The organism is Denitraticella aggregata, assembly GCF_048158365.1.
In the GTDB taxonomy this organism is placed as follows: Bacteria; Pseudomonadota; Gammaproteobacteria; order Burkholderiales; family Rhodocyclaceae; genus Azoarcus_F.
On record NZ_JBLLNL010000003.1, the window covers coordinates 108,323 to 129,318 of the forward strand.

A 20,996-nucleotide genomic window follows, 5' to 3' on the forward strand; every position below is an offset into this window, starting at 1 on the left:
CGCTTCAACCCATCGTCTTGCAGCCTCAGTGGCTGGTACCTTCTTCCCGCATGACCTTGTTCCACACGTTGTACTTGCCGACCGGTTTGCGCATCGGCAGACGCTTGACCTCCTCCAGCGTTTCGGCGTCGTAGACGACGATCGCGCCGTCGTATTCCCAGTGGCTGGCGAGCGCGTAGTGGCCATCGCGGGTGTATTCGATGTGCGCCAGCGTCTCGCCCGGCGTACCCACGATCTCATGCACCACCTCGAGCTTCTGCTTGTCGATGACCTGCAGGATGTGCTTGGCCTCCGGGCTCATCATCGAATCGACGAAGGCGTAGCGGCTGTTCTCGTGGCTGCGCAGGAAGAAACCGGGGCCCCGGGTCGGAATGCGTGCGACCACCTCGAAGGTCTCGGTGTCGATGACGGTCACTTCGGCCGCCTGCAGGTTCGTGCTCGCCATGACCCTGCGCCCCTGCCACTCCCATGTGATGCCCGAACCCAGATGCGGCATGCCTTCCAGCGGCAGGTCGGCGATACGCCTGCGCGCATCCAGACTCACCACCTGGCCGGTGCCGTTACGCGAGGCACCCATCAGCAGCGAATAGTCCTGGGTGAAGAAGAAATCATCGAGCACGTCGGTCAGACGGGTACGGCGCGGATTCAGGTAGCCGGGGATGAACTCGCCCTCCTTCATGCGGTAGTCGTGCACGACGCCGACCGGAATCGGATCGGCATCCGGATCGAAGCTGATCTCCCACACTTCCGGCACGTCCTTCAGCGCCGCGACGAAGGACTTGCGTGGCGTCGCCTCATACACGGCCGACACGCGGGACGTCTGCGAGCCGTCGCTGGCGGTCACGTCCAGCACCTTCAGCAGGTTCAGGTCGCCGTCGAGCAGCACCAGCGTGTGCGGCAGATAATTGGCTACCGCCACATAGTTGCCGTCGGGCGACACCGCCACGTTGCGGGTATTGATGCCGGCGCGCACCTCGGAGACCACGGTGAGGTTCCAAAGATCGAACTTGGTCACCCAGCCGTCGCGGGAACCGAAGAACACATAACGGCCCTCCTGCGCGAACTTCGGTCCGCCATGCAGTGCGAAGCGGCTCTGAAAGCGATGGATGGGTTCGAGCTTGTCGCCGTCCAGCACCGACACATGGTGATCGCCGGTTTCGACCACGAGAAACAGGTTCCAAGGATCGGCATCGAAAACCGGTGTGTCCGACAGCGTCGCCGGGTCGACATGCTGGATGCGCGATGCGCGTATGTCGGCCTCGGACCAGGTCGGTGCGGGCACGACCGGCGTGTAGATGTAGTCCGCGATCGCGGCGATCTGTTCGGGCTCGAGCACATTTGCGAAGCCGGGCATCTGTGTGGCGACCAGGCCGTCGGTGATCGCCGCGATCGCCGCAGGCTTGCGCAGCCTCGACAGGTTCTCCGGCAGCAGCGCCGGCCCCATGCCGCCCAGCCGGTCCATGCCGTGGCAGGTGGCGCAATGCTGGATGTAATGTGTCTGCACCGACGGCGCCGCGTCGTCCGCGAGCGCGACCGGCGCGAAGATCAGCCCCAGCACCGACGCGATCGCGGCCCAACGTAAGCTTGCACACCGGACGAGCGTTGTCAGCCCTGATCCGGTATTCAGCTCGATGCGATCGATTCCGGGAGACTCTTCCTCCCCCTTCAAGGGGGAGGGAGCAACCTTGCGGCCTCGAACACGCCATCGCGTATTTGATTGCCGTTTCGTAAAAAAATCGTTTGCGACCATATGCATTTTCGTGACTCTCGTCCGGGTTGCGCGCCGCTCACGCACTGCGCCTGATCGGAATGAAGGGGGTGGTCTCGACCCGCTGGCGACCGCGCGCGCTCTCGGCCAGTCCGATCTCGTCGTCATCGAGATAGCAGGCCGGGTCCTCGGCCCACACGTCGCCGGTGATCTGCCCGGCCCTGACCCTGGAGCTGCCGTTGCAGATATCCAGATGACGGCAATCGCCGCAGCGCCCGGTCAATGTGCGCGGATGCTGCTTGAGACCGGCCATCAGCGGATTGGACAGATCGCTCCAGATCTCCGAGAACGGCCGTTCGCGCACGTTGCCGATCGGCACATGCCACCACATCGTGTCCGGATGCACGATGCCGAGATTGTCGATGTTGGCCACATTGACGCCGCTGGCGTTGCCGCCCCACTGCCGCAGCTTGGCGTGGATGTGCTCCACCCTGTCCGGGAAGCGGGCCGCGACCCAGTGCAGCATGTAGACGCCGTCGGCGTCGTTGTTGCCGGTGACGAACTCCTTGTGGATGCCACGCCGATGAAGGTCCAGGCAGGTGTCGAACAGCAGGTCCATCGCGCGCCGCGTGGTCCGGTGATGCGCGTCGTCGCCACGGTACTTGTTGCCACGACCGGCATAGTTCAGGTGCGAGAAATAGAACTTGTCGATGTTCTCGTCCTCGACCAGCTGCAACAGGGCCGGCAGGTCGTGCGCGTTGTCCTCGGTCATGGTGTAGCGCACGCCGACCTTGATGCCGCGCGCGTGACACAGGCGGATGCCCGCCATGGACGCGTCGAACGCGCCGGCCTTGCGACGGAAGCGATCATGCGTGTCGGCGATGCCGTCCAGGCTGACCCCGACATAGTCGTAACCGATGTCCGCGATCGCGTCGATATTGGTCTCGTCGATCAGGGTGCCGTTGGTCGACAGACCCACGTAGAAGCCCATCGCCTTGGCGCGGCGCGAGATGTCGAAGATGTCCGGCCGCAGCAAGGGTTCGCCGCCCGACAGGATCAGCACCGGGACCCGAAAGGCTTTCAGGTCGTCCATGACGCGGAAGACCTCGTCACCCGACAGTTCGCCCGCAAAATCGGTGTCGGCCGAGATCGAATAGCAATGCTTGCAGGTGAGGTTGCAGCGCCGGATCAGGTTCCAGATGACGACCGGACCCGGCGGGTTGCGGCGCGGTCCGGCCGGTGTGGGCTGATCGAGTTCTCGGATGAACTGGGAGATTCGGAACATGAGCGTGGCCTTGGAAGAATGACTCGATTACAACCCGCCACCCGCCGGATGCAAATGACCCCGGTCAATTGCGCAGGCGCAGGCCGGTCTTTTTGAGGATGGCTGACGAGAACAGCACGTCGTGCGAACGCAACGCGCCGGCAAAGCGCGTGACCAGAACGTGACGAATCTCGGCCACATGCACCCGGGCAGCGTCACGGTCGCGACCATGGACCATCGCGAACAGATTGTAGGGCCACAGCGGCAGATGGCGCGGACGGCGATAGCAATGGGTCACGAAGGGCAGCGCAGCGATGCATTCTCCGGCCGCGTCGACGGACGCGTCATCCACGTCCCACACGCTCATGCCGTTGGCCACATAGCCGATCGCATAATGGTTCGGCACCGCCCCGATGCGACGGATCACGCCGCTCGCGAGCATCGCCTGCAGCCGCGCACGCACGTCCGCCTCGGCGATGCCCAGCCGTTGCGCGATGTCGGCATAAGGCCGAGGCACCAGCGGCAGGCCGGCCTGGGTCGCGCGAATCAGCTGGCGATCGATCGTGTCGATGCTCATCACACCTCCAGTTGCATGCCGACGAAGTACTCCTGCTCCTTCGGAAACAGCAGGACCGGGATACCGGTTTCGGCCTCGATCGCGCGTGCGCACAGCTCGATCTCATCGGGCCCTTCGGTCGCGAGCACGAACCACATATTGAGCCGGTGTTCGCGCCGATAGTTGTGCGCGACCTCGGCGTGGGCATTGACCTGCGCGACGACCCGCGACCAGTCGGCCTCGGGCACTTCCATCGCCGCGAGGCAGAACGCGCCACCGGCCCGTTCGATCTGGAACATCGGTCCGAAACGGGTCAGCACCCGATCATCGAGCAGCCGCCCCACGCGCGCGATGACCTCGTCCTCGTTCAGGCCGAGCTGCGATCCGACGTCGGCAAACGGCCGCTCGGACAGCGGAAACCCCCCCTGCACCTGGTTGATCAGCGCGCGGTCGATGCCATCCAGTTGCGCGGGTGCGTGACGCAATGCAGCGTCCGCAGGCATCGCGCCTGCATCCGGTTGTGGGGTCGCGGATGTGTCACGCATCGACCTGCTCCGGCAGATAGCATGCCCCGCGCTGCTTGAAGCGCCGTCCGCTGAACAGGATGGAATGCGGCCATACGTCCAGATCGAGCTCTTTCGCAATGCGGTCGCGCGTGTCGAGTACCGTGTCGCGCGCCTTGCCGTGAATCATGCAGAACAGGTTGTAAGGCCAGTGTGGCAACGCACGCCGGCGCCGATAGCACAGCGTGACTCCGGTCTGGTCGCCGAGAAGGCGCCCGACTGCCTCGACCCTATGGTCGGGGACGTCCCACACGCACATCGCGTTGGCCGTATAGCCCAGTTCATGGTGTCGTACCACGACGCCGAAGCGACGCAGCACGCCGCTCGCCTGCCAGCCGTCCAGCGTATCGCGCACCATCGCACCGCTGAGGCCGATACCCTGGCCCAGCGCGTCGTAGGGGCGCGGCACCAGCGGCAAACCCGACTGCAGCGCGCGCATCAGCAATCGCTCGATGCCCGCCAGCGCGCACGGGCCTTCGACCGAAGCGCTCAAGTCGTCGCAGCGACGGCCCGAGCGGGGGCGGTTGGTCGCAGCCCCCCCATCCGGGGCGTCGCTGCCAGGGCGGTCGAGTTCGAAGCCGAGATCGATGTGATGCGCTTCCTCCATCGGCAGCACGATGACGTCACATCCGGTTGCCGATTCGATCTCCTCGACGACCGCGTCCAACCTGCGTGCATCTGCCGCAGTGATCACGAACCACAGATTGAAGCGATGCTCGCGCTCGTAGTTGTGATTGACCTCGGGCACGGCACTGACCTTGGCGGCCACCTCGGCGAGGCGTTCCGGTGGCGCGGCGAGTGCCGCCAGAGCACTCGCCCCGACGCGCCCGGTCGCGAACACTGCGCCGATGCGACTGACCACCCCGTCGGCCTGCCAGCGCTCGAAGCGCTCGAGCACGGTTCGTTCGGTGACGCCCACCTGCCGCGCGAGCAGCGCGAACGGACGCTCGACCAGCGGAAAATCGCGTTGCCAGTCGTTGAGCAGGCGAAAGTCCTTGCTCGCAATCGCGTGGCCCTGCATGGCTAGAATCCGATGCGCGCGGCGCGCGACGTGAAGAAGATGCCGCTGGGATTGGCCGCGGGCAACTCGGTGACGACCTGACGGCTCTCGGTATCGTACACAACGACTTTGTCGTCGTCCCGCGACGACACCCACACGTTCTCGCCACGCGGCGTGAACTCCATGTGCAGGATCGCACGCCCCGGCGACAGCGTGTCGATGACCTGGTGTGTAAGCGTGTCGATGACCTGCACCTTGCCGTTGTCCGGAAAGGCGAAATTCACCCACACCTGGCGCCCGTCCGGTCGCGCCATGACGAACACCGGCTGGCTCTGCACCGGAATGCGTGCGACCTCGCTCCAGTCACGGGTGTCGACCACGAGGACCTCGTGGCGACCGATCGCGGGCAGATAGGCATGACCACCGGCCACCGCCCAGCCGCGCAGATGCGGCATCTTGTACACGGGCAGCGGTTCGTCGCCGCGCCCGTAACCCTCCAGAATCTTGCGCGTGCCGCGCTCCGGATGCCACAGGTCCAGCATGGCCAGTCCATCCTCGCCGAAGAGGCCGGCGATGAAGTAACGTCCATCCGGCGTCACCAGTCCGTCGTAGGGCTGGCGTCCGGCCGGATAGCGTTCGGTGGTCGGATTGCGCGGGTCGCTCAGATCGGTCACCCAGATCTCGCCGGCGTCGAACAGCGCATAGACGAAGCGCTGCCCCGGAATGTCGGCCAGACCGACCACCTTGGAGCGCAGCCCCGGGGCGTACTCCGCCGGCACCTCGGCCAGTTGCTCCAGTGTGTCCGCATCGAAGACCTTGAGGCCACCCGGCTCGTAGTTCTGCGCGACGATCAGGCGTCCGTCCTGGGAGATCGAACCGCCGATCGAGTTGCCGGCCTGGATGATCCGCTTGTCGATGCGCCCGAGCAGCAGGTCGACCTTGGTGAGCCCGCCGTCGCGTCCGAACACATAGCCATAGCGACCGTCACGCGAGTAGGTCACATGGGCATGCGACAGGTCGCCCAGCCCCGGAACGCTCGCGATGCGCTCCCGCTCGGTCGTGCTGACCACCGCGACCTGTCCGGTCGCACGCTCGATCACCAGTCCGAGGTCGCCGGTTCCGCGCACCGGGTCCTGCGCGAGCGTCTGCGTCGCACCGCCGGCCAGCAGCGACGCGGACAGCAGGGTCGCCAGAGTCAATCCATAACGCATCATTCAGCTCCCTTCAGTTCCGGAAAACCTTCGGCGAATGCACCGACCATCCATGTGGCTTCGCATTCGTCCATGAAGCGCGACCAGCCGGGCATCGCGGTGCCGGGACGGCCGTTCATCACCGTCGCGACCATCGAGTCGAGCGGTTTGTCGGCCATGGTTTCGGGCAGCAGCGGCGGACCGAGTCCGCCCGCGAGCGTGAGCCCGTGACAGGAGCCGCATTCCTGGCGCACCAGTTTGATCAGTTGGTCCTGTCGTTCCAGCGCAGGCGCCGCAGCCTCGTTGGCCTCGGCGGTGAATGCTGCCAGCAGCGCGGCTCCGAGCAGCACGGTGACATGGATGACGACCGGCGGGAGATTCATCTCCTTTCTCCTGAAACGCAGTGGAATGACGGGAAGCTTAGAGAGGAACGCACGCCGGAACCTTGACAGGTATCAACCCACGACCGTGCGGGGTTCGGAAGATGGCGGCACGAAAAGCATACCGGGGCGGCCCTGTCCGTCAGGGGCGCCCCGGCATGTAGCGACCCGATACGGCGGAACGGATGTCCGCCCGCCGTATCGGCCATGAATCTACTGCTTCTTGGCGGTGATGTCCGCTTCGGCGTCCAGGCCCAGCGTGTAACCCAGCGACACGTAGTGGAAACGTCCGGCGGTATGGCCATCGTGGATCGCAAAGCCGAAGTTGTACTTGTTGCCCGGTTCGAGGCTCACGTCGCCCTCGCCGCCGGCGAGCTTGCGCGTGAACACGACGGTCCAGTTGTCGCCGTCCTGCGTGCCCTCGGCACTGACCAGCGCCGAGCCGCCTTCCATGACCCGCTTGTCCGCGACGTAACCGTCGTAGGCCTTGTTCTCGCCGCTGCGCCACTGCGCCAGATCGTAATACACGCCGCTCGCGAGCGAGCCGTCCTTCACGTACTTGGTCTTGTCGTCCGCGCCTTCCGGCATCATGCGCGAATCGCCGTGGCAACTGGCCCAGCAGCCGCTCAGATCGGCCGTCTCGACCTTGCCCGCATCCAGCATGTACGCGATCTTGACCGGATTCGCCTCGTCCATCTTGGCGCCCTGAGACGCGGGCGGCTGCTGCCAGGTGAATTTCAGGTACAGCATCTCGCCGTCATGGGTGGCCTGCACCTTGACCGGAACATGACCCGCCTTGCCCGGGATAGGCGTCGGCTCGAGCTTCTCGCCCGACACGATTCTGGCGCCCATTGCCGCAGCCTCGTCCGAGTGGCAGTCGGCACAGGTGTCACCCTGCTTGAAGGCACGTCCGCCACCGTGGCGCACGCGATCGACGCGGATGTCGCCGGTGATCCATTCCATCGGCGACACGCCGGGATAGAAGAGGATGATTTCAGTCGCGTCGACGGCGCTCCAGTCGGCCGGTGGCGCCGCCAGCGCCAGGGTCGGGGCGGCGAACAGCAGGGCGATCGAGGTGGTGATCAGGTTCTTCTTCATGGGTCGGTCCTCCACAGACGGAAATCGATTCGTTCAGTTGAAATAGTCTTCGTCGGTCATGGCATCGGACAATTCGTGCGCGATGCCCTGGTGGCAGACGATGCAGGTCGTGCCATCGGCGAGCGCACGCTCATGCTGCCGAGCGGCACGTGTTGCCTGCTTTGCACTGTCCATGCTCTCCAGGCTGTGGCAGTTGCGGCACTCGAGCGAGTCGTTGGCGAGCATCCGCTTCCATTCGCGACGTGAAAGTTCCAGGCGCTTCTCGACGAACTTCTCGCGCGTGTTGATGGTGCCGGTGAGCTTGCCCCATACCTCGCGCGAGGCCTGGATCTTGCGGATCATCTTCGGACCCCACTCCTGCGGCACATGGCAGTCGGAACATACCGCACGCACACCGGTGCGGTTGTTGTAGTGGATCGTGTTCTTGTATTCCGTATACACATTGTCATGCATCTCATGGCAAGAGATGCAGAACTTCTCGGTGTTGGTATATTCCATCGCGGTGTTGAAGCCGCCCCAGAAAAGAATCCCCAACACAAATCCGACGATCAGCAGACCACCCAGCGAGTATTTGGTACTCGGCTTCTTGAGTCGACTGAATAACCCACCGGTTTTTTCGGGCGTCTGCTTGTCCATTTTCCTGCTCTTGTCCGTTTATTCACTCACACCACGCGCCTGCTGGCCCGGGTGACCTCACCGAAACCCTAGAGGGGCCCTCGGCATTCAAGACTTGTTCGTTACTGGTGTATCGACCCGCGTTGGGCCGACTTACCGTCGCCGCGTAGTGGTCATTACGCCGCTATTTGCTCCATGATTCCTTGTCCAGCATCAACATCCAGCCGACCAGCGTGCGAATGTCCTCTTCCGGCACACGCCGTGTTCAGGCTCAATGCAAGACTCGCAAGGACGATTCGCTTCGTCGTCGCGTCTCGTTGCATGCTGCTCTCCGATCGACGCCAGCCCACCGTGTAGCAGCGCGGGGCCCCGAAAGGCCCCGCTTGCTTGCAACCGACCTGGATCAGGTCACGTGGTTGGTACGGTTATAGACGTTGAACTTGCCGGTCGGCGCATACAGCCCGTCGACACGTCCCTTCTCCTTGAGCGTCTTGGCATCGAACACGATCATCGAACCATTCGGCTGCAGACTGTCACCGCGGTTCCAGACCGACGCCCAGACTTCGGAGCCGTCTTCGCTGAACTCGAAGTGCACCGCCACCTGACCTTTCTGTTCGGTCAGGCGGATCGTCTTCACGATCTCGCGGGTCTTCTTGTCGATGACCTTGATCGACTGCTGAACTTCAGGCTCGGGGTGCAGGGTCTGGTCGATCCACACATAGTCGCTCTTCGGATGGGTGCGGATGAACAGCCCCGGACCGTCGGTCTCGACTTCGTAGCAGATCTTCCAGGCGTGATCCTTGTTGCCTTTCGGATCGTTGCCCCAGGCCGTCATCTTGCCGACGCCCAGGTGAGGCGTGCCGCCCACCGGACCGCAGGTCGGATCGATCCAGTTCGCCCCCGGACCCGGGTGCGGACGCAGATCGGTGTCGATCAGGGCCTCGAGCTTGCGGGTCTCGGTATCCATGATCGCCATCTGGTTCGACGCGTTGGCGGCGATCTGGAAGTAACGACCGGTCGGATCGAAGAAGCCGTCATGCAGGAACTTCGAGTTGTCGATCATCTCGATGCGCAGGTTGTCGATGTCGGTGTAATCGACCTGCCAGGTCTGCCCCAGCTCCTTGATGTTGACCAGCCAGGTCGGCGCCAGCGGCGTGTCGTAGATCGCGGCAACGCGCGCTTCGTTGACATACTCGCCATCGATGTTGACCCCGCGTGCCGACACCACCTTGAGCGGCTCCATCGTGCTCGCATCCAAGATCACGAAGTGCGGCGGCCAGTATCCGCCACCGATCACGTACTTGCCGTCACCGGACACGGCGACGTCACGCGCGTCATACGCGACTTGCGTTTCGGCGACCAGCATCTTCTCGGGCACCTGCCACAGGTCGATCTTGGTCATCTTGCCGTCACGACCCATCGTGTACCAGAAGCGGCCGATCTCTTCCGGATTCGGATGTGCGATCGCCTTGTTCTTCTCGACGGTCTTCAGCACGTGCACCGCGTAGCCGGTCGGGATACGTGCGACCAGTTCGTACTTGTCGCCGTCGATGACCGAAACCGAACCGTGGTCGCGCTCGATGACCAGGAAGAAGTTCTTCCAGTTGCGGTCGTGCATCGGCTTGGTCGGATAGTCCGCGATTTCGACGTGACGCTTGACGCTCTCCTTCATCTGCGCGAGCGACATTTCCGGCGGAACCGGCGGCGTCATCTGGATGTAGGTCGCGAGCAGCGAAATGTCTTCGGCCGAGTAGATCTTGTCGAAGTTGTTCATGCCGCCTTCGGTACCCAGCGCGATGATACGCTCGAGACGCTGCTGGCCGAGCTTGAGCATGTTCTCCGGCTCGAGATTCTTGCCGGTCGCGCCCTTGCGCAGCACGCCGTGACAGCCGGCGCATTGCTGGAAGTACAGCAGGTTGGCGCGGTCGAATTGCTCCGAGGACAGCGTGGGCGCATCCTGCGCCTGCGCAGTCGCACCAAACGCCGCCATGCCGCCTACCAGCAAGCTGGCGAGGACGGAAGCGTAGCTTTTGCGAAGCTTGGGTCTCACTTTCATGTTTGTATCTCCTCTGAATTGCCGAAAGTGGCATCTTTCAGGACCGGTCAGCCCGCGCACATGTAAGTCACACGTGAAGACTTGCCCTGGCCAGTGCATACTTTCTCCCCATGGCGACATGGTTTCTTTAACCTGCGTCAAGTTCAGCCATTCCTTCGCACTGCTACAGTCCGTCTCAAGCTACCGGCGAAAGGAATCGCGATGAATGCCCCGACCCAAACCCTGTTCTGCCGCACGCCCGGGCAGGTCACCGCATCACTCGATCCATCGGCGGCCCTGCTTTCACGGCATGCGCCTTACACGCCTGACTTCATGACAGCGAGAACACCCTCTACCAACGGTGAAAAGAACGACGGGCCACTACAGACCAACGCCAGCACGCCACGCGGGCGCGTCTGTCTGGTCGGGGCCGGGCCTGGCGACCCGGAACTGCTGACCGTGCGCGCGGCGCGCCGCATCGCGGAGGCGGATGCGGTGGTCTATGACAATCTGGTCGGAGAGGGCATCCTCGATCTGGCGCGGCCGGATGCGCGCCGCATCTATGTCGGCAAGCAGGCCGGTAATCATGCGTTGCCACAGGACGAGATCAACCGCCTGCTGGTAGACCTCGCCGGCCAGGGACTCAATGTGGTCCGGCTCAAGGGTGGCGACCCACTGATCTTCGGACGTGGCGGCGAGGAGATGGAGGATGTCATCGAGGCCGGCTTCGCCTGTGAGATCGTGCCCGGCGTCACGGCGGCCTCAGGCATGGCGGCGAGCACCGGCATTCCACTGACGCACCGGGATCATGCGCAGACGGTGACCTTCACCACCGGTCACCTGCGCGACGGCAGCGTCAACCTCGACTGGGAGGCCCTCGCGCGCCCGCACCAGACGGTGGTGATCTACATGGGCATGGGCGCGCTGGAGATCATCTGTCGGGAACTGATCGCGCACGGCCTGCCGGCGAGCACACCGGCCGCAGTGGTGCATGCGGCGACCACACCGAGACAGCGCATCGTCACCAGCCCGCTCGCCACGCTGCCCGAACTGACCCGCGAGGCCGGCCTGCGCACCCCGTCGCTGATCGTGATCGGCTCGGTGGTCGACATGTACGAGCGGGTGAGCCACGCCGTGCTCGGGAGCGCCAGTAGCGCATGAAAGCATATGCGCTATAATCCGCCCCGCGCCGGCATAGCTCAGTTGGTAGAGCAACCGCCTTGTAAGCGGTAGGTCATCTGTTCGAGTCAGATTGTCGGCACCAAGGAATCAATGACTTAGCCCGGTTACACAGACCGGGCTTCTTGCTTCTTGGGTGCCGTGTAACCCCCATGTAACCCGCAGCGATGCATGTAACCCACTGTGAAAGTGCATCAAGTGTTCAGTACCCGCACCAGCCGATCAACAAACACGCCCACCACGCCATCAGATAAGCCCGTGCGCCATTCGCGCCCGGTCATCGGCCAGGCACAAGAAACCCGCTCTGGGCGGGTTGCGGTTTGTTGCTGGGGGTGGGTGAGTCAGCGTCGTGTAATAAGCGCTCGCACCGCGCCCATGACGGGCACGCTTACAAGCGCGATCGGAACGGTAGGGTGCGCGTCGGCATAGATCGCAAAGATTGCACCGCCTATCGCCATGGCGGACACGAGAAGCCCCATCCATGACCCCCGACGCGCCGCCTCAATCTCGGCCAGGGTTGCGGCTGAGTTGACTTTAAGCGCGTCGGCTTCGGACTTGATCCTGTGCTCTTGCTCTTTTTCCGCCATCCGGAAGATGCGCTCGGCACCTCCAGCCACAATGTTGTCGAACTTCTGGACGGCCTCGGGGGGTGGCAACGGGCCTTGCCACGCGGTCGAAACCGAGTGGGTAGGCGGTCGCTTAATGCTTGGGGTTGGACGCCCTTTCTTCGCAGGCGATGACACGGGCAAAATCGTCTCCAATCCTTATCCAGTCGCCGCGCATGGCGTCACGCGCTCCGCCTGAAGGCGGCTCAACTCTTGTGATTCTTGTGGGCTCGGCAGCAAACAGCACGGCCGGGGACGAAACTGCACTCCAGAACGCAGCCCAGAACGCCCGTTTGCGGCGTTCTCGAATTGATTCCATGATTACTCTCCTTGTCGTGCAAAAAGCCGCTCTTTTCGGCGGCTCCTGTTTGACACACCGAATCTACCATCGTTTCCCGGAATCCGCTGTGGATAAGTGGTAGAAAGTGTGAGTGTGTGTGGAAAACGTTCGGATCTCTGCGGGACCATCACAGCCCCTCTCCCGCCGTTCGTGTCCCAAGTTGATCGTTCAGCGACTGGACCGCTCACGCGAACATACGTTGCGTGCTGCTCCAGGTGCAGGCCTCTGCGTCTGATGATCGCGAGCAGCGCCCGGACGCGATGGTTGCTGGTGTTCAGCATGGGTCAGGCTCCGAGCAGCATTTCGTAGCCGTCCTGGTTCACCCTTACCTGTATCGCTCTGAGAATTTCCCACATGAAAGCCTCGAGGTGTGGCTGTAGGCCGGCGCCGTCGATCTGGATCATGGCGTCGCCCCGTTGCATGGCTTCGGTGCGGGCCTGGATTTCCTTGATCATCGCGTCTGTGAGTTTCTTCTGCTGGTCGAACGCCTCGGCGCGGCGGTAGCGCCAGATCGGCCCAGGTGCCGACCGTCGAGGGTAGTCGATACGTCGGGCGCCTCGACGTGGCGGAGACCGTCAGCGGGCTTCAGGCAGATTTGTAGCGGCGGCGACGTGTTGCCGTGCAGCACCGCGACAACTAAAGCAAGTTTCCCTCCATTGTCGTATTTGCCATGCTGCACAAGCGAGGCCCCGATTCTTGCTTAGGCTTGTGGTTGGCATTGTGCGATGCAGGATCGACGGCCGGAGACGCCGCGGGAATTACTCGCGGTTTCGGGTGCGAGCGCGCGGGTCGAGTTCGTCCAGCTGGATCAGGTCGAGGCGCAGTCCGCGCGACTCGATCAACCGGATCGTCCGCTGTCGCTTGCGCTTTAGGTCCATCATCGGCTTCGGATCGCTGGCCCATGCACGAGTCGCCGGGCGTCGTAACCAAGTCGGATTAGTGTCGCCTCAATCGCGTGGTCGCTGCCCCTGGCGCGAGACTCGATCTCACTCGCCAGGGCGGACAGATTGCGGCCTTGCAGCTTGGCGCCGTCACACATCATGAGGCGCGCGAGAATTTCAGCTTTGGTCATTGTCGTCAGGCCACCACGCTACGCATCACGCCCGGATTGCGGCGGATGACGTTAAGGATGACTTGTTCCCCGGACGGGCTGGCGATGTAGTCGCCAACGAACGCAGGATCAATCGTATTGACAATGCGGATGTTGTTTTGCGACGGCTGCGCGGACTGCAGCTTGTTGTTTGGGACGATCGAGCCGCTGTTTCGGGGAACGAACAGTTCCGGGCCGCGCTCGCCCACCAGGTACGTCGATCCGCCCGATACGGGGCCGCCTGCTGCGCGGGGCTTGATGCCGGACAGCGCCGTGCCCAGCGTGCCAAGGAACCCGCCCTGCCCGGAAAGGCTCGTGCCGAGCAGGTTCAGCAATTGAGATGCAAGCAGTTCGGACGCCATGCGTCGGATCGAATCGACAAATCCAAGAACCATCCCTTCGACGCCGTCCTCGAACGGATCAAACAGGAAATCCGCGAACGCGGTCTGCATGTTGCGCGCGGCCTGGTCGGCGAAGACCGTCATCTGATCGGCGGCTTGCTTGACGTTTTCCGGCAGCGTCCCAAGTCGGGTTTGTGCGGCTTCGACGAACTGTTCGGCAGTGATGTCGGTAGCCAGAAACGCTTTTTGAAGCAACAGCATTTCGCCGCGCAATGATTCGAGTTGGGCGGTTGGGGTGGCGTCCAGTAGAGCATTCAACCGGTTTTGCTCGTCGGCGCGTTGCCGCAAAACGTTCAGTTCGCGCAGCAACACATCTGCGCTCGCAATCTGCGCATCGGTTGCACCCTCGATCGACAACTTGTAAAGCGTGGCCTGGCGCTCGGCTACGCCGAACGTAGCGGCTTGCATCTCCAGCGCGGCAATCTGTCGTTGCACGGCTTCGTAGATGCGCTCCTGCGCGTTGATGACACGGCCCGCAGCCGCTCCGCGCGGAGCCACCGTACCACCTACCACCGGTGCGGTCAGGGATGCAGCAGTACGCGCGGACTTGTTGAGGTCGTCGACGAACTTCTGGTAGTTGCTCTGCGCCAACTTCAGCTCAGCCGACACGCGGCCTAGGCGTGCCTGCAGATAGTCCGGTGCGCTTTGCCCGCTGGCATCATAGGGGGCGATCTCACGCTTGAGTCTGTTGTACTGCTCGGTAAGCGTTTCGATGTCTCGCGCCGCGCCAACCAGATCGGAACGGTTGCCCACGACCCCGCCACGCAACACGCGCTCGAAGACGCCCATGATCGTCTCGCCATCCTGCGCGGCCCGCAGCATCTCGGTGCTCATGTCGGCAAGAGAACGGATGACGGGACCGGCGATGAGGTTGCTCAACCCCTCAAGGCTGGCGCTGAGGCGGGTAATGTTGTCATTGAACTGCTCGGCCGCCCGGGCCGTTTCCGCAGATATTGTGCGCCCGAGTCGGTCAGACTCGTCCGCCATACTCTGCAGTCCATCCGCACCCTGGTTGAGCAGCGGTATCAACTCCGCGCCGACCTTGCCGAACAGGCGCTGCGCGAGCGCCGACTTCTCGGCGCCATCCTTATACGAGGCGAAACGGTCCGCAACATCGCGCAGCACGTCGTTCTGATTGCGCAGCGAACCATCGGTGCCCTTGACGTCGACACCCATCGCCCGAAAAGCTTCGGCGGCCTCGCCGGTGCCCTTAGCCGCGTCGGCAATGCGCTGAGACAGGGTGCGAAAACTGGTGGCGAGTTGGTCGTTCGAAACGCCGGAAAGCTCGGCGGCGAACTGAAGGCGCGATAGATCCTCGACCGCAAGGCCGGTTTTCTGCGACAGCTTGGCGAGCTCGTCGAAGACCTGGCGCTGGCTGTTGACCATCGCCACCAGTCCAGCGGCTGCGCTGGCTGCCCCGGCTGCGCCGGCAATGCTTAGACGTTTGCCAAGTGCTGCGGCCTCGGCGCCAAGACTGTGCATGCCACGTTTCGCCGAGGCGAAGCCTGCGCGGGTCTTGTCGTCTGCGGTGATGACGATGCGGGTTGTGGTGGGTGTACTCATTGTCCGTACTCCAGTCGGCGGCAGTGTGTGTGCTACGCGGTTTTCACGGGCTCGGCGCGTCCGATTCGAGTGAGTTCCTCGGAGTCTGCGAGGCTGACTTCATCGGGTACCGTGTAGATTCGGCCGGCATCGAGCGGCCGCCCAGAGGCGAACACATTGGCGAGCACGCGCAGCTTGCTGCCGTGGAACATTGGGTCGGAGCCCGGTTGGATCGTGGTTAGCATCGCTTCATCCTCGTGCGTGGTGCAAACTGGCCGGTCGGTGGGGTGCGCTCCCTTGCTCCGCGTGAAATCATCAAACCCGCAGGTCCGGTGGGGGTGCGTGCAAGTGCAGCGGCTTGCCCGGTGCTGGCCATGGGTCGGGACGCTTCCGGGCTATGGCCTGCAGTCTCGCCCGGTGCGATTGCGCGGCGCTGAAATTGTCGGGGCACGCCGCGCCCCTTTCGCCCCTGGAGATTCGGTTGGGGGAGGGATGACAGGCGGCCACAGGAAACCGCCGGCCGGCCCCTTCGTCCCCCGGTGCCGGCCAATTATGTGGTGACGATGTCCTTGCAGATCGCGAAAGATTGGACTCGACGAACGCCGACTCCGACCTCGACGAAGGCGGTGATCTTGACCTCGTTGAAGTTGCGCGGGTGCATGATGACATCCATCGCGGGAGGTCCGAAGAATCCGATGATGATGTCGGTGAAGTTACCCATCACGGCTGCAGACAAGTTGCCCCCACCGCCTTTCGACAAGTTGTTTGGCATGTGCTCGCTGACGATGGCACGGCGCCCCATCAGATCATTTCCTGTCAATATGTAATCAAGCCCCGTGCCGCGTGCGGTGTTGCGCAGCTTGCGGCGGACAGCCGAGTTCGTGATCCAGCTCGTCGAGGTGGTTTCGGTGTTTGCGCTCGCAATCGTGTCCTCGATCTCGGCGAGTTTCGCCCAGGTCAATGGCCCGCCGTCAGTGCCAAGGCTGACGACCCCCACATCGGCATTGTTGAGGAGCCCGAGGGGCTCCGCGTCGATACCGCTTCCGGCGAGGGCAGCACGGTCGATCTCTGACATCGCAGCGCGGAGCAGTTGCTCACGCAAGGCGAACTCGAAACCGCCGGCCAAGGTGGCATCACGGATCAGCTGGTGGCTGACGGTGACGGTTGCGCACAAGGTCCGAGGGACGATGACCAGTTGCGAGAATGAGGGCACCGTGGCAGGTGCCGGTGAGGATTCACCAACCCAAGCAAGCGTGGTGGTGTCGTCCCATCGGGGGATTATGAGTTTGGAGCCTCGGATGCCCTCGATCACGGTTGCGCCGGCGGCGAGCACGGCAGAAGCGGGGCGGACGGCGTCGATGATGCCGCCGGTAAAGTATTCACTCGCCAGGGCACCCCCGCTCGCGCTGGTAGTCATTGACAGGTCTCGCGAGAGTAGCTTGTCGAATGGGATCAGCAGCCCGCGTGATTGAGTGCCCCACTGCTCGACGATCGAACTCGACAACTCCTTGACGCCCCAACCCTCTGTAGACCGGGTCTTGTTCAAGAGATCGCTGAGGGCGGATGTGATCGAGTACATCGGCGGCGTCTGGCGTGTCAGGCCGGCCAGCGCTTGCGCGTCTTTGGCGTGGCGCTCGATCAGCGCTTTGACGTGGGGTTCATAGGGGTTCGTGGTGCTCGGCATGGTGGGCTCTCAGGTGCGGTGATGTGGTGTCATCATCCTACTGGGCAGGACGTGAATTCCGATTGGAGTCCCAGTTCACGATTGCAAAATCTTGTGAATCTGGCGTGAGGTCGTCGGCATCTCGGCGCCGGCGCGCATCGCGTAGAAGAGGCGGGCCTCCAGTGCGGTGGCGTGAGCCGGCGGAAAGTTGGCAGTGCGCCAGATCGGCCACTTCCGGCGCTCGAAGGTGGTGATCTCGGCCAGCAGCGCACGGGCCCTTGATCTCGTGGGCGGCACCTCGAGCACGCGGGCGGCATCGCACAGCCAGGCGTTGCGCATCTCGCGCTTCAGCTGCTCGCGCGAGAACCCGGCGCCGACCAGATGCACTGCGAGACTGGGATCGGCGCCCGGGCTCATCCATGCCGTGAGCGCATCGGCGAGGAACTCGGCGGTCTGGTCGTCGGCCGTGCGTGATTCGATGAGCCGCTGAATCAAGACGGCCGCAGTGCGTCGATCCCTCCTGTCGTTCCCCATTGCGGGTAATCGCGACTGCGGTTTTCGATTAGCGACAGCCGCGAGCCCGGAGTAAAGGGTTAAAGGGGTTGTGCGTATTGGGTCCCTCTGGAGACTCCCCATTAAGGGTAATCCGAGCCCCGGTGTTTCGCTAGTCACGAGAATTCCACAAAGGGGTTATATCCCGCGCCTGGGGGGTAATACTCGGACGACAGCCACCAGGCGCCCATCTTCCCGCGGGACAAGCTCGCACCAGGTGCGCAACATCGGGCGCTTTGGCGCTCGGGGTCCGACAACGATCGCAACATCCCGGAGCAGTCGGTGAACGTGCGATTTCGACAGACCGAACTGCGAAGCGATTGTCCGGAACGTCGCGCCTCTGGTGCGCTCGGCCACCATCAGCCGTTCGAGCCAGGGGGCAATCTTCGTGTTGCTTGGTTTTCGCTTTTTCATGCGTTGTTGCCTATGTGCGTGGGTCGTGTCCTAGCGGCATTTCGAGGTTCGAATTACCCGTGGACGGATCACTCCAGGAGGACCCGTGCACCCGGTCAGCCACGCCGACGCCGTCCAAACTCGGCGAGCAGCAGCGCCTCGGCACGGCCGTCGTCCCTCTTGCGCATGAGGTGCTCGGCCGCGGTGGGCAGCAGCCGACGTGCAGCCGAGATGCTCGCTTCCTTGTCGGCGCCAGGCGGAATTGCCATCCCGCGCTTCCAGCCCGCCGGGCTGGCGAGCTCGTAGGGAAACCCGAGCGCCTCGAGCACGCCCACGATGCCGCCGAACGTCTGCCCGAAACTGAACGCCCCGACCGCACCTTCGCCAGGGCGGGCATGCACCCGCTCGAGCGTGGCGTAGCCTGGGTAGCGCTTGAGGATCTCGGCCAAGCTGGCCGCATCCAGTTGGCGGCGCCCGGTCGTGCTCGCGGTCGTGGGCATGTCAAAGACTCCGACGAACGTGCCCCACTGGTCCAGCACGCCGACCGCACCGCCGACGCCGGGATCGATGCCGAGGTAGAAGGGCACTTTCACTGACGAGCCCTCCGGCGCTCTTCGTCCTCGATGCGGTCCATCTCGGCGTTGAGCGTGACCAGGGCGGCCTGGTAGGCAGTCTCGACCGAATCCGCATTGAGCCGATCGCCGGCCGGAAGGGGCCGGCCATCGAGGATCAGCCCGAAGTTCCAGCCCACACCCGGACCGAATGTCAGTTGAATGACCAGCCCCTGTCTCATGCTGCAGCCCCTCGAAGCATCGGCGCGAGTCGGCCCCAGATCGACCGCACGGCCTCGACGTCGCCGGCGCAGTAGCGCGCCACCCGCTCGAGGTCGCCATCGAGCCACCACTGCCACGCCTGGGCGCCGGTGCCATCGGCTTTCGGATCGGGCAGCCCGAGTGCGCGACATAGGGCCTTCAAGCCGATCCGGTCGCGGTAGCCAGCCCATGCCATCATCGTGCACCCGAAGTCCTTGCCGGGGCGGGCATTGGGGCCCGGGATGCGGAAGGGCGGGACCAGGCCATTGATGATCGAGCGGCGCCACAGCCAGCCCAGATCAAAGGCGGCATTGTGCGCGACGAAGTGCGGGTCGCTTCCCCACACTGCACGGCCGGCGCCGTCCATGACCGCATTTTCCTGGATCCAGTCGGTCACCAGGCCGAAGAGTTGACCGAGCAGCACGATCTCGGGCTCGTCGGGGGTGCGGGTGAGCACCCGGGGGGGGAGGTCGTCATCGCGCGCGACTCCGATCGCGATCAATTCGCCTTGGGCGGCATCCAGGGCAGTCTTCGCGACAGCATCCTGTGCAGCGCGCTCGCCCTCGGACTCCATCCACTGCGCGACGCTCTCGGGCTTCTTGTACGTCGCGGGCGGGCGAATGCCGGCGCGGATCTCGGCGATCAGGTCGGGGTCGCGGGTGGGGGAGGTTTCAACGTCGAGAAAAATCAACATGGCGGATGTCTCCAAAAAAGTTCGGGTCTTGAATGGTGAGAGCGACCAAGTACGCAGCGAAGAATGCGAGCACGGCGCCGTGATGGTTGTCGAGCAGTGTGGAGAGCGCCTCTCGGTTAAAGGGCGTGTCGATCTCATCGCCCCAGCCGACCACTACGTCGAGCAGCCAATCGGCTTCGTTGCGGTTGTGGACCGAGGCCATCCAGTCGAGCACCTCGGCCGCAGGCATGCGTTTGCAGAAGATCGTGAGCAGGGCTGGTGCGTCCTGACCTGGTACGTTGATCGCAGCTGTTGCGGGAATGATTTTGTTCACGTGTGTGCCGTCAAGTAGCGCCTGGCGCCGTCGGTGAAAATCAGCATGTGCTTGCTCCTCAGAATCCGATGTCGTCGAAGTCAGCATCGGCGGTGGCGACCGGGGTGTCCTTGGTACGGCCGAGCAGGGTGATGTCATTGACGCGGACATCGATGCTCGTGCGCTTGCTGCCCTTGGAATCGGTCCATTCGCGGGCGGTCAGCTCGCCGACGACGCCGACCAGCTGCCCCTTGACGAGGTACGGCTCGAGCGCCTCGCCACGATTGCCCCACAGCTTGCAGCGCGCCCAGGTGGTGGCCTCGTTTTTGCCGAAGCCGGAACGGACTGCGACCGAGAAGTTGACGCAAGAGGTGTTGCCGTCGGTGAGGTGTGTCTCGGCATCGGATCCGATGTTGCCGGTAAATGACCAGGAATTCATGAGGGGTCTCCTTAAACGGATGTGAGGTCGGTGGCTTCGATCGTGAGCTTCTGGGCGTCCTTCGTTGCTGCGCACGCCTTGTGCAACGAGGCCGGGATCTTCGACCAGGTGGTCTTGAGCTCTTCCATCGTCGTGCAGCTGCGAAGCGCGTCCCGGGCCTTCTCGATGGCAGCCTCTTCGCTGCGTTTGCCTTGGCTGCCGGCATTGCCGTCGTCGTCCTCGGGGGCGATCCCGCAGGCGGCCATCAGGGAATAGCGGCGGGCGTAGGTGAGCGCGCTGCCATAACCCTGGGGGTCGCTCTTCGGCGCCGGGACGTGAAGGGGGCCTGACGACCAGCTTTCACCCGATTCGTGGAGGAACACGGTCTCGACGATCACGCCGTCTTCGCACTCGCGGGTGGTCTGGCTGAGCATGATGCCGTTGGCGTTGAGGGCGTCGACGACAGCTTCGACGCAGGCGGACAGGTCAGCGTACTTGGAACGGAAGTGCGGATTGCTCGAGGTCTTGAGCGCTGGTCCGAAAGCCTTCTGCGCTTTCACCAGGGCGGCGGCGATGTTCTTCATGATGAAGCTCCTGTGTGGGGTT

At 63.6% G+C, this 20,996-nt stretch carries 25 protein-coding genes and 1 tRNA gene; 2 read left to right on the forward strand and 24 right to left on the reverse strand.

The genetic code is table 11. The annotated features are described in order from the left end of the window. Nucleotides 1-25 precede the first annotated feature (25 nt). The 10 genes from ACKVEX_RS05390 to ACKVEX_RS05435 form a co-directional block, all read right to left on the reverse strand. On the reverse strand, nucleotides 26-1,549 hold the full coding sequence (locus tag ACKVEX_RS05390) for a cytochrome D1 domain-containing protein (RefSeq protein WP_473214879.1): 1,524 nt from the start codon (nucleotides 1,547-1,549) through the stop codon (nucleotides 26-28). A 238-nt stretch (nucleotides 1,550-1,787) separates the two neighbouring features. Next, a complete protein-coding gene (nirJ, locus tag ACKVEX_RS05395; RefSeq protein ID WP_473214676.1) occupies nucleotides 1,788-2,993 on the reverse strand; it encodes a heme d1 biosynthesis radical SAM protein NirJ in 1,206 nt (401 codons plus the stop codon). 64 nt (nucleotides 2,994-3,057) lie between these two features. Next, nucleotides 3,058-3,549 (reverse strand): siroheme decarboxylase subunit beta, encoded by a 492-nt coding sequence (gene ahbB, locus ACKVEX_RS05400; RefSeq protein ID WP_473214677.1) that lies wholly within the window; start codon nucleotides 3,547-3,549, stop codon nucleotides 3,058-3,060. Beyond that, nucleotides 3,549-4,073, reverse strand: a complete 525-nt coding sequence (locus tag ACKVEX_RS05405; RefSeq protein ID WP_473214678.1) for an Lrp/AsnC family transcriptional regulator — start codon at nucleotides 4,071-4,073, stop codon at nucleotides 3,549-3,551. Before ACKVEX_RS05405 ends, ahbB (ACKVEX_RS05400) begins: the two co-directional genes overlap by 1 nt. After that, nucleotides 4,066-5,112, reverse strand: coding sequence for a siroheme decarboxylase subunit beta (gene ahbB, locus ACKVEX_RS05410; protein WP_473214679.1), 1,047 nt, complete (start codon nucleotides 5,110-5,112; stop codon nucleotides 4,066-4,068). Before ahbB (ACKVEX_RS05410) ends, ACKVEX_RS05405 begins: the two co-directional genes overlap by 8 nt. Before the next feature lie 2 nt (nucleotides 5,113-5,114). Continuing rightward, nucleotides 5,115-6,302, reverse strand: a complete 1,188-nt coding sequence (locus tag ACKVEX_RS05415; protein ID WP_473214880.1) for a cytochrome D1 domain-containing protein — start codon at nucleotides 6,300-6,302, stop codon at nucleotides 5,115-5,117. Beyond that, nucleotides 6,302-6,664: a c-type cytochrome gene (locus ACKVEX_RS05420; protein ID WP_473214680.1), complete on the reverse strand. Its 363-nt coding sequence runs from the start codon at nucleotides 6,662-6,664 to the stop codon at nucleotides 6,302-6,304. Before ACKVEX_RS05420 ends, ACKVEX_RS05415 begins: the two co-directional genes overlap by 1 nt. A gap of 210 nt (nucleotides 6,665-6,874) precedes the next feature. Continuing rightward, nucleotides 6,875-7,759, reverse strand: a complete 885-nt coding sequence (locus tag ACKVEX_RS05425) for an ethylbenzene dehydrogenase-related protein (protein WP_473214681.1) — start codon at nucleotides 7,757-7,759, stop codon at nucleotides 6,875-6,877. A 33-nt stretch (nucleotides 7,760-7,792) separates the two neighbouring features. Then, nucleotides 7,793-8,395, reverse strand: a complete 603-nt coding sequence (locus ACKVEX_RS05430) for a NapC/NirT family cytochrome c (protein ID WP_473214682.1) — start codon at nucleotides 8,393-8,395, stop codon at nucleotides 7,793-7,795. Nucleotides 8,396-8,777: 382 nt separating this feature from the next. Beyond that, the gene (locus tag ACKVEX_RS05435; protein WP_473214683.1) at nucleotides 8,778-10,430 is read right to left on the reverse strand and encodes a cytochrome D1 domain-containing protein; all 1,653 of its coding nucleotides are present in this window, start codon (nucleotides 10,428-10,430) and stop codon (nucleotides 8,778-8,780) included. A 201-nt stretch (nucleotides 10,431-10,631) separates the two neighbouring features. Between ACKVEX_RS05435 and cobA the strand changes: the two genes are divergently transcribed. Both cobA and ACKVEX_RS05445 read left to right on the forward strand, forming a co-directional pair. Continuing rightward, nucleotides 10,632-11,570 (forward strand): uroporphyrinogen-III C-methyltransferase, encoded by a 939-nt coding sequence (gene cobA, locus ACKVEX_RS05440; protein ID WP_473214684.1) that lies wholly within the window; start codon nucleotides 10,632-10,634, stop codon nucleotides 11,568-11,570. A gap of 27 nt (nucleotides 11,571-11,597) precedes the next feature. After that, nucleotides 11,598-11,673 (forward strand) — tRNA-Thr (locus ACKVEX_RS05445). Between the two features lie 256 nt (nucleotides 11,674-11,929). Here the strand turns inward: ACKVEX_RS05445 and ACKVEX_RS05450 are convergent. The 14 genes from ACKVEX_RS05450 to ACKVEX_RS05515 form a co-directional block, all read right to left on the reverse strand. After that, the gene (locus tag ACKVEX_RS05450; RefSeq protein ID WP_473214685.1) at nucleotides 11,930-12,244 is read right to left on the reverse strand and encodes a DUF2335 domain-containing protein; all 315 of its coding nucleotides are present in this window, start codon (nucleotides 12,242-12,244) and stop codon (nucleotides 11,930-11,932) included. A 573-nt stretch (nucleotides 12,245-12,817) separates the two neighbouring features. Then, nucleotides 12,818-12,988: a hypothetical protein gene (locus ACKVEX_RS05455; protein WP_473214686.1), complete on the reverse strand. Its 171-nt coding sequence runs from the start codon at nucleotides 12,986-12,988 to the stop codon at nucleotides 12,818-12,820. A gap of 303 nt (nucleotides 12,989-13,291) precedes the next feature. After that, nucleotides 13,292-13,414 carry a hypothetical protein gene (locus tag ACKVEX_RS05460; RefSeq protein WP_473214687.1) on the reverse strand — a complete coding sequence of 41 codons (123 nt, stop codon included), beginning with the start codon at nucleotides 13,412-13,414 and terminating at the stop codon, nucleotides 13,292-13,294. A 196-nt stretch (nucleotides 13,415-13,610) separates the two neighbouring features. After that, the gene (locus tag ACKVEX_RS05465) at nucleotides 13,611-15,587 is read right to left on the reverse strand and encodes a phage tail tape measure protein (RefSeq protein ID WP_473214688.1); all 1,977 of its coding nucleotides are present in this window, start codon (nucleotides 15,585-15,587) and stop codon (nucleotides 13,611-13,613) included. 32 nt (nucleotides 15,588-15,619) lie between these two features. Continuing rightward, on the reverse strand, nucleotides 15,620-15,811 hold the full coding sequence (locus ACKVEX_RS05470) for a hypothetical protein (RefSeq protein ID WP_473214689.1): 192 nt from the start codon (nucleotides 15,809-15,811) through the stop codon (nucleotides 15,620-15,622). Between the two features lie 305 nt (nucleotides 15,812-16,116). Continuing rightward, on the reverse strand, nucleotides 16,117-17,250 hold the full coding sequence (locus tag ACKVEX_RS05475; RefSeq protein ID WP_473214690.1) for a phage major capsid protein: 1,134 nt from the start codon (nucleotides 17,248-17,250) through the stop codon (nucleotides 16,117-16,119). Nucleotides 17,251-17,325: 75 nt separating this feature from the next. Beyond that, nucleotides 17,326-17,724, reverse strand: coding sequence for a hypothetical protein (locus tag ACKVEX_RS05480; protein WP_473214691.1), 399 nt, complete (start codon nucleotides 17,722-17,724; stop codon nucleotides 17,326-17,328). Nucleotides 17,725-17,919: 195 nt separating this feature from the next. Continuing rightward, nucleotides 17,920-18,195 carry a helix-turn-helix domain-containing protein gene (locus tag ACKVEX_RS05485; protein ID WP_473214692.1) on the reverse strand — a complete coding sequence of 92 codons (276 nt, stop codon included), beginning with the start codon at nucleotides 18,193-18,195 and terminating at the stop codon, nucleotides 17,920-17,922. Between the two features lie 95 nt (nucleotides 18,196-18,290). Continuing rightward, nucleotides 18,291-18,767: a hypothetical protein gene (locus ACKVEX_RS05490; RefSeq protein ID WP_473214693.1), complete on the reverse strand. Its 477-nt coding sequence runs from the start codon at nucleotides 18,765-18,767 to the stop codon at nucleotides 18,291-18,293. Then, entirely contained in the window at nucleotides 18,764-18,967 is a 204-nt protein-coding gene (locus ACKVEX_RS05495; protein ID WP_473214694.1) for a hypothetical protein, read from the reverse strand. Before ACKVEX_RS05495 ends, ACKVEX_RS05490 begins: the two co-directional genes overlap by 4 nt. Next, nucleotides 18,964-19,680 (reverse strand): 3'-5' exonuclease family protein, encoded by a 717-nt coding sequence (locus tag ACKVEX_RS05500; RefSeq protein ID WP_473214695.1) that lies wholly within the window; start codon nucleotides 19,678-19,680, stop codon nucleotides 18,964-18,966. Before ACKVEX_RS05500 ends, ACKVEX_RS05495 begins: the two co-directional genes overlap by 4 nt. Beyond that, complete coding sequence (locus ACKVEX_RS05505) at nucleotides 19,658-19,993, reverse strand: phage tail assembly chaperone (RefSeq protein WP_473214696.1); 336 nt, start codon at nucleotides 19,991-19,993, stop codon at nucleotides 19,658-19,660. Before ACKVEX_RS05505 ends, ACKVEX_RS05500 begins: the two co-directional genes overlap by 23 nt. Before the next feature lie 58 nt (nucleotides 19,994-20,051). After that, on the reverse strand, nucleotides 20,052-20,411 hold the full coding sequence (locus tag ACKVEX_RS05510; protein ID WP_473214697.1) for a single-stranded DNA-binding protein: 360 nt from the start codon (nucleotides 20,409-20,411) through the stop codon (nucleotides 20,052-20,054). 11 nt (nucleotides 20,412-20,422) lie between these two features. Further along, nucleotides 20,423-20,974 carry an ERF family protein gene (locus ACKVEX_RS05515; protein ID WP_473214698.1) on the reverse strand — a complete coding sequence of 184 codons (552 nt, stop codon included), beginning with the start codon at nucleotides 20,972-20,974 and terminating at the stop codon, nucleotides 20,423-20,425. Between the last annotated feature and the right edge of the window lie 22 nt (nucleotides 20,975-20,996).

Bases quoted from the DNA above. Each gene is read 5' to 3' on its own strand.
- ACKVEX_RS05510 (WP_473214697.1), bottom strand. From the start codon at position 20,411: ATGAATTCCTGGTCATTTACCGGCAACATCGGATCCGATGCCGAGACA.
- ACKVEX_RS05495 (WP_473214694.1), bottom strand. From the start codon at position 18,967: ATGAGACAGGGGCTGGTCATTCAACTGACATTCGGTCCGGGTGTGGGC.
- ACKVEX_RS05420 (WP_473214680.1), bottom strand. From the start codon at position 6,664: ATGAATCTCCCGCCGGTCGTCATCCATGTCACCGTGCTGCTCGGAGCC.
- ACKVEX_RS05465 (WP_473214688.1), bottom strand. From the start codon at position 15,587: ATGAGTACACCCACCACAACCCGCATCGTCATCACCGCAGACGACAAG.
- ACKVEX_RS05475 (WP_473214690.1), bottom strand. From the start codon at position 17,250: ATGCCGAGCACCACGAACCCCTATGAACCCCACGTCAAAGCGCTGATC.
- cobA (WP_473214684.1), top strand. From the start codon at position 10,632: ATGAATGCCCCGACCCAAACCCTGTTCTGCCGCACGCCCGGGCAGGTC.
- ACKVEX_RS05485 (WP_473214692.1), bottom strand. From the start codon at position 18,195: ATGAAAAAGCGAAAACCAAGCAACACGAAGATTGCCCCCTGGCTCGAA.
- ACKVEX_RS05435 (WP_473214683.1), bottom strand. From the start codon at position 10,430: ATGAAAGTGAGACCCAAGCTTCGCAAAAGCTACGCTTCCGTCCTCGCC.
- ACKVEX_RS05460 (WP_473214687.1), bottom strand. From the start codon at position 13,414: ATGATGGACCTAAAGCGCAAGCGACAGCGGACGATCCGGTTGATCGAG.
- ACKVEX_RS05470 (WP_473214689.1), bottom strand. From the start codon at position 15,811: ATGCTAACCACGATCCAACCGGGCTCCGACCCAATGTTCCACGGCAGC.
- ACKVEX_RS05455 (WP_473214686.1), bottom strand. From the start codon at position 12,988: ATGATCAAGGAAATCCAGGCCCGCACCGAAGCCATGCAACGGGGCGAC.
- ACKVEX_RS05500 (WP_473214695.1), bottom strand. From the start codon at position 19,680: ATGTTGATTTTTCTCGACGTTGAAACCTCCCCCACCCGCGACCCCGAC.
- ACKVEX_RS05430 (WP_473214682.1), bottom strand. From the start codon at position 8,395: ATGGACAAGCAGACGCCCGAAAAAACCGGTGGGTTATTCAGTCGACTC.
- ACKVEX_RS05415 (WP_473214880.1), bottom strand. From the start codon at position 6,302: ATGCGTTATGGATTGACTCTGGCGACCCTGCTGTCCGCGTCGCTGCTG.
- ACKVEX_RS05425 (WP_473214681.1), bottom strand. From the start codon at position 7,759: ATGAAGAAGAACCTGATCACCACCTCGATCGCCCTGCTGTTCGCCGCC.
- ACKVEX_RS05515 (WP_473214698.1), bottom strand. From the start codon at position 20,974: ATGAAGAACATCGCCGCCGCCCTGGTGAAAGCGCAGAAGGCTTTCGGA.
- ahbB (WP_473214677.1), bottom strand. From the start codon at position 3,549: ATGAGCATCGACACGATCGATCGCCAGCTGATTCGCGCGACCCAGGCC.
- nirJ (WP_473214676.1), bottom strand. From the start codon at position 2,993: ATGTTCCGAATCTCCCAGTTCATCCGAGAACTCGATCAGCCCACACCG.
- ahbB (WP_473214679.1), bottom strand. From the start codon at position 5,112: ATGCAGGGCCACGCGATTGCGAGCAAGGACTTTCGCCTGCTCAACGAC.
- ACKVEX_RS05405 (WP_473214678.1), bottom strand. From the start codon at position 4,073: ATGCGTGACACATCCGCGACCCCACAACCGGATGCAGGCGCGATGCCT.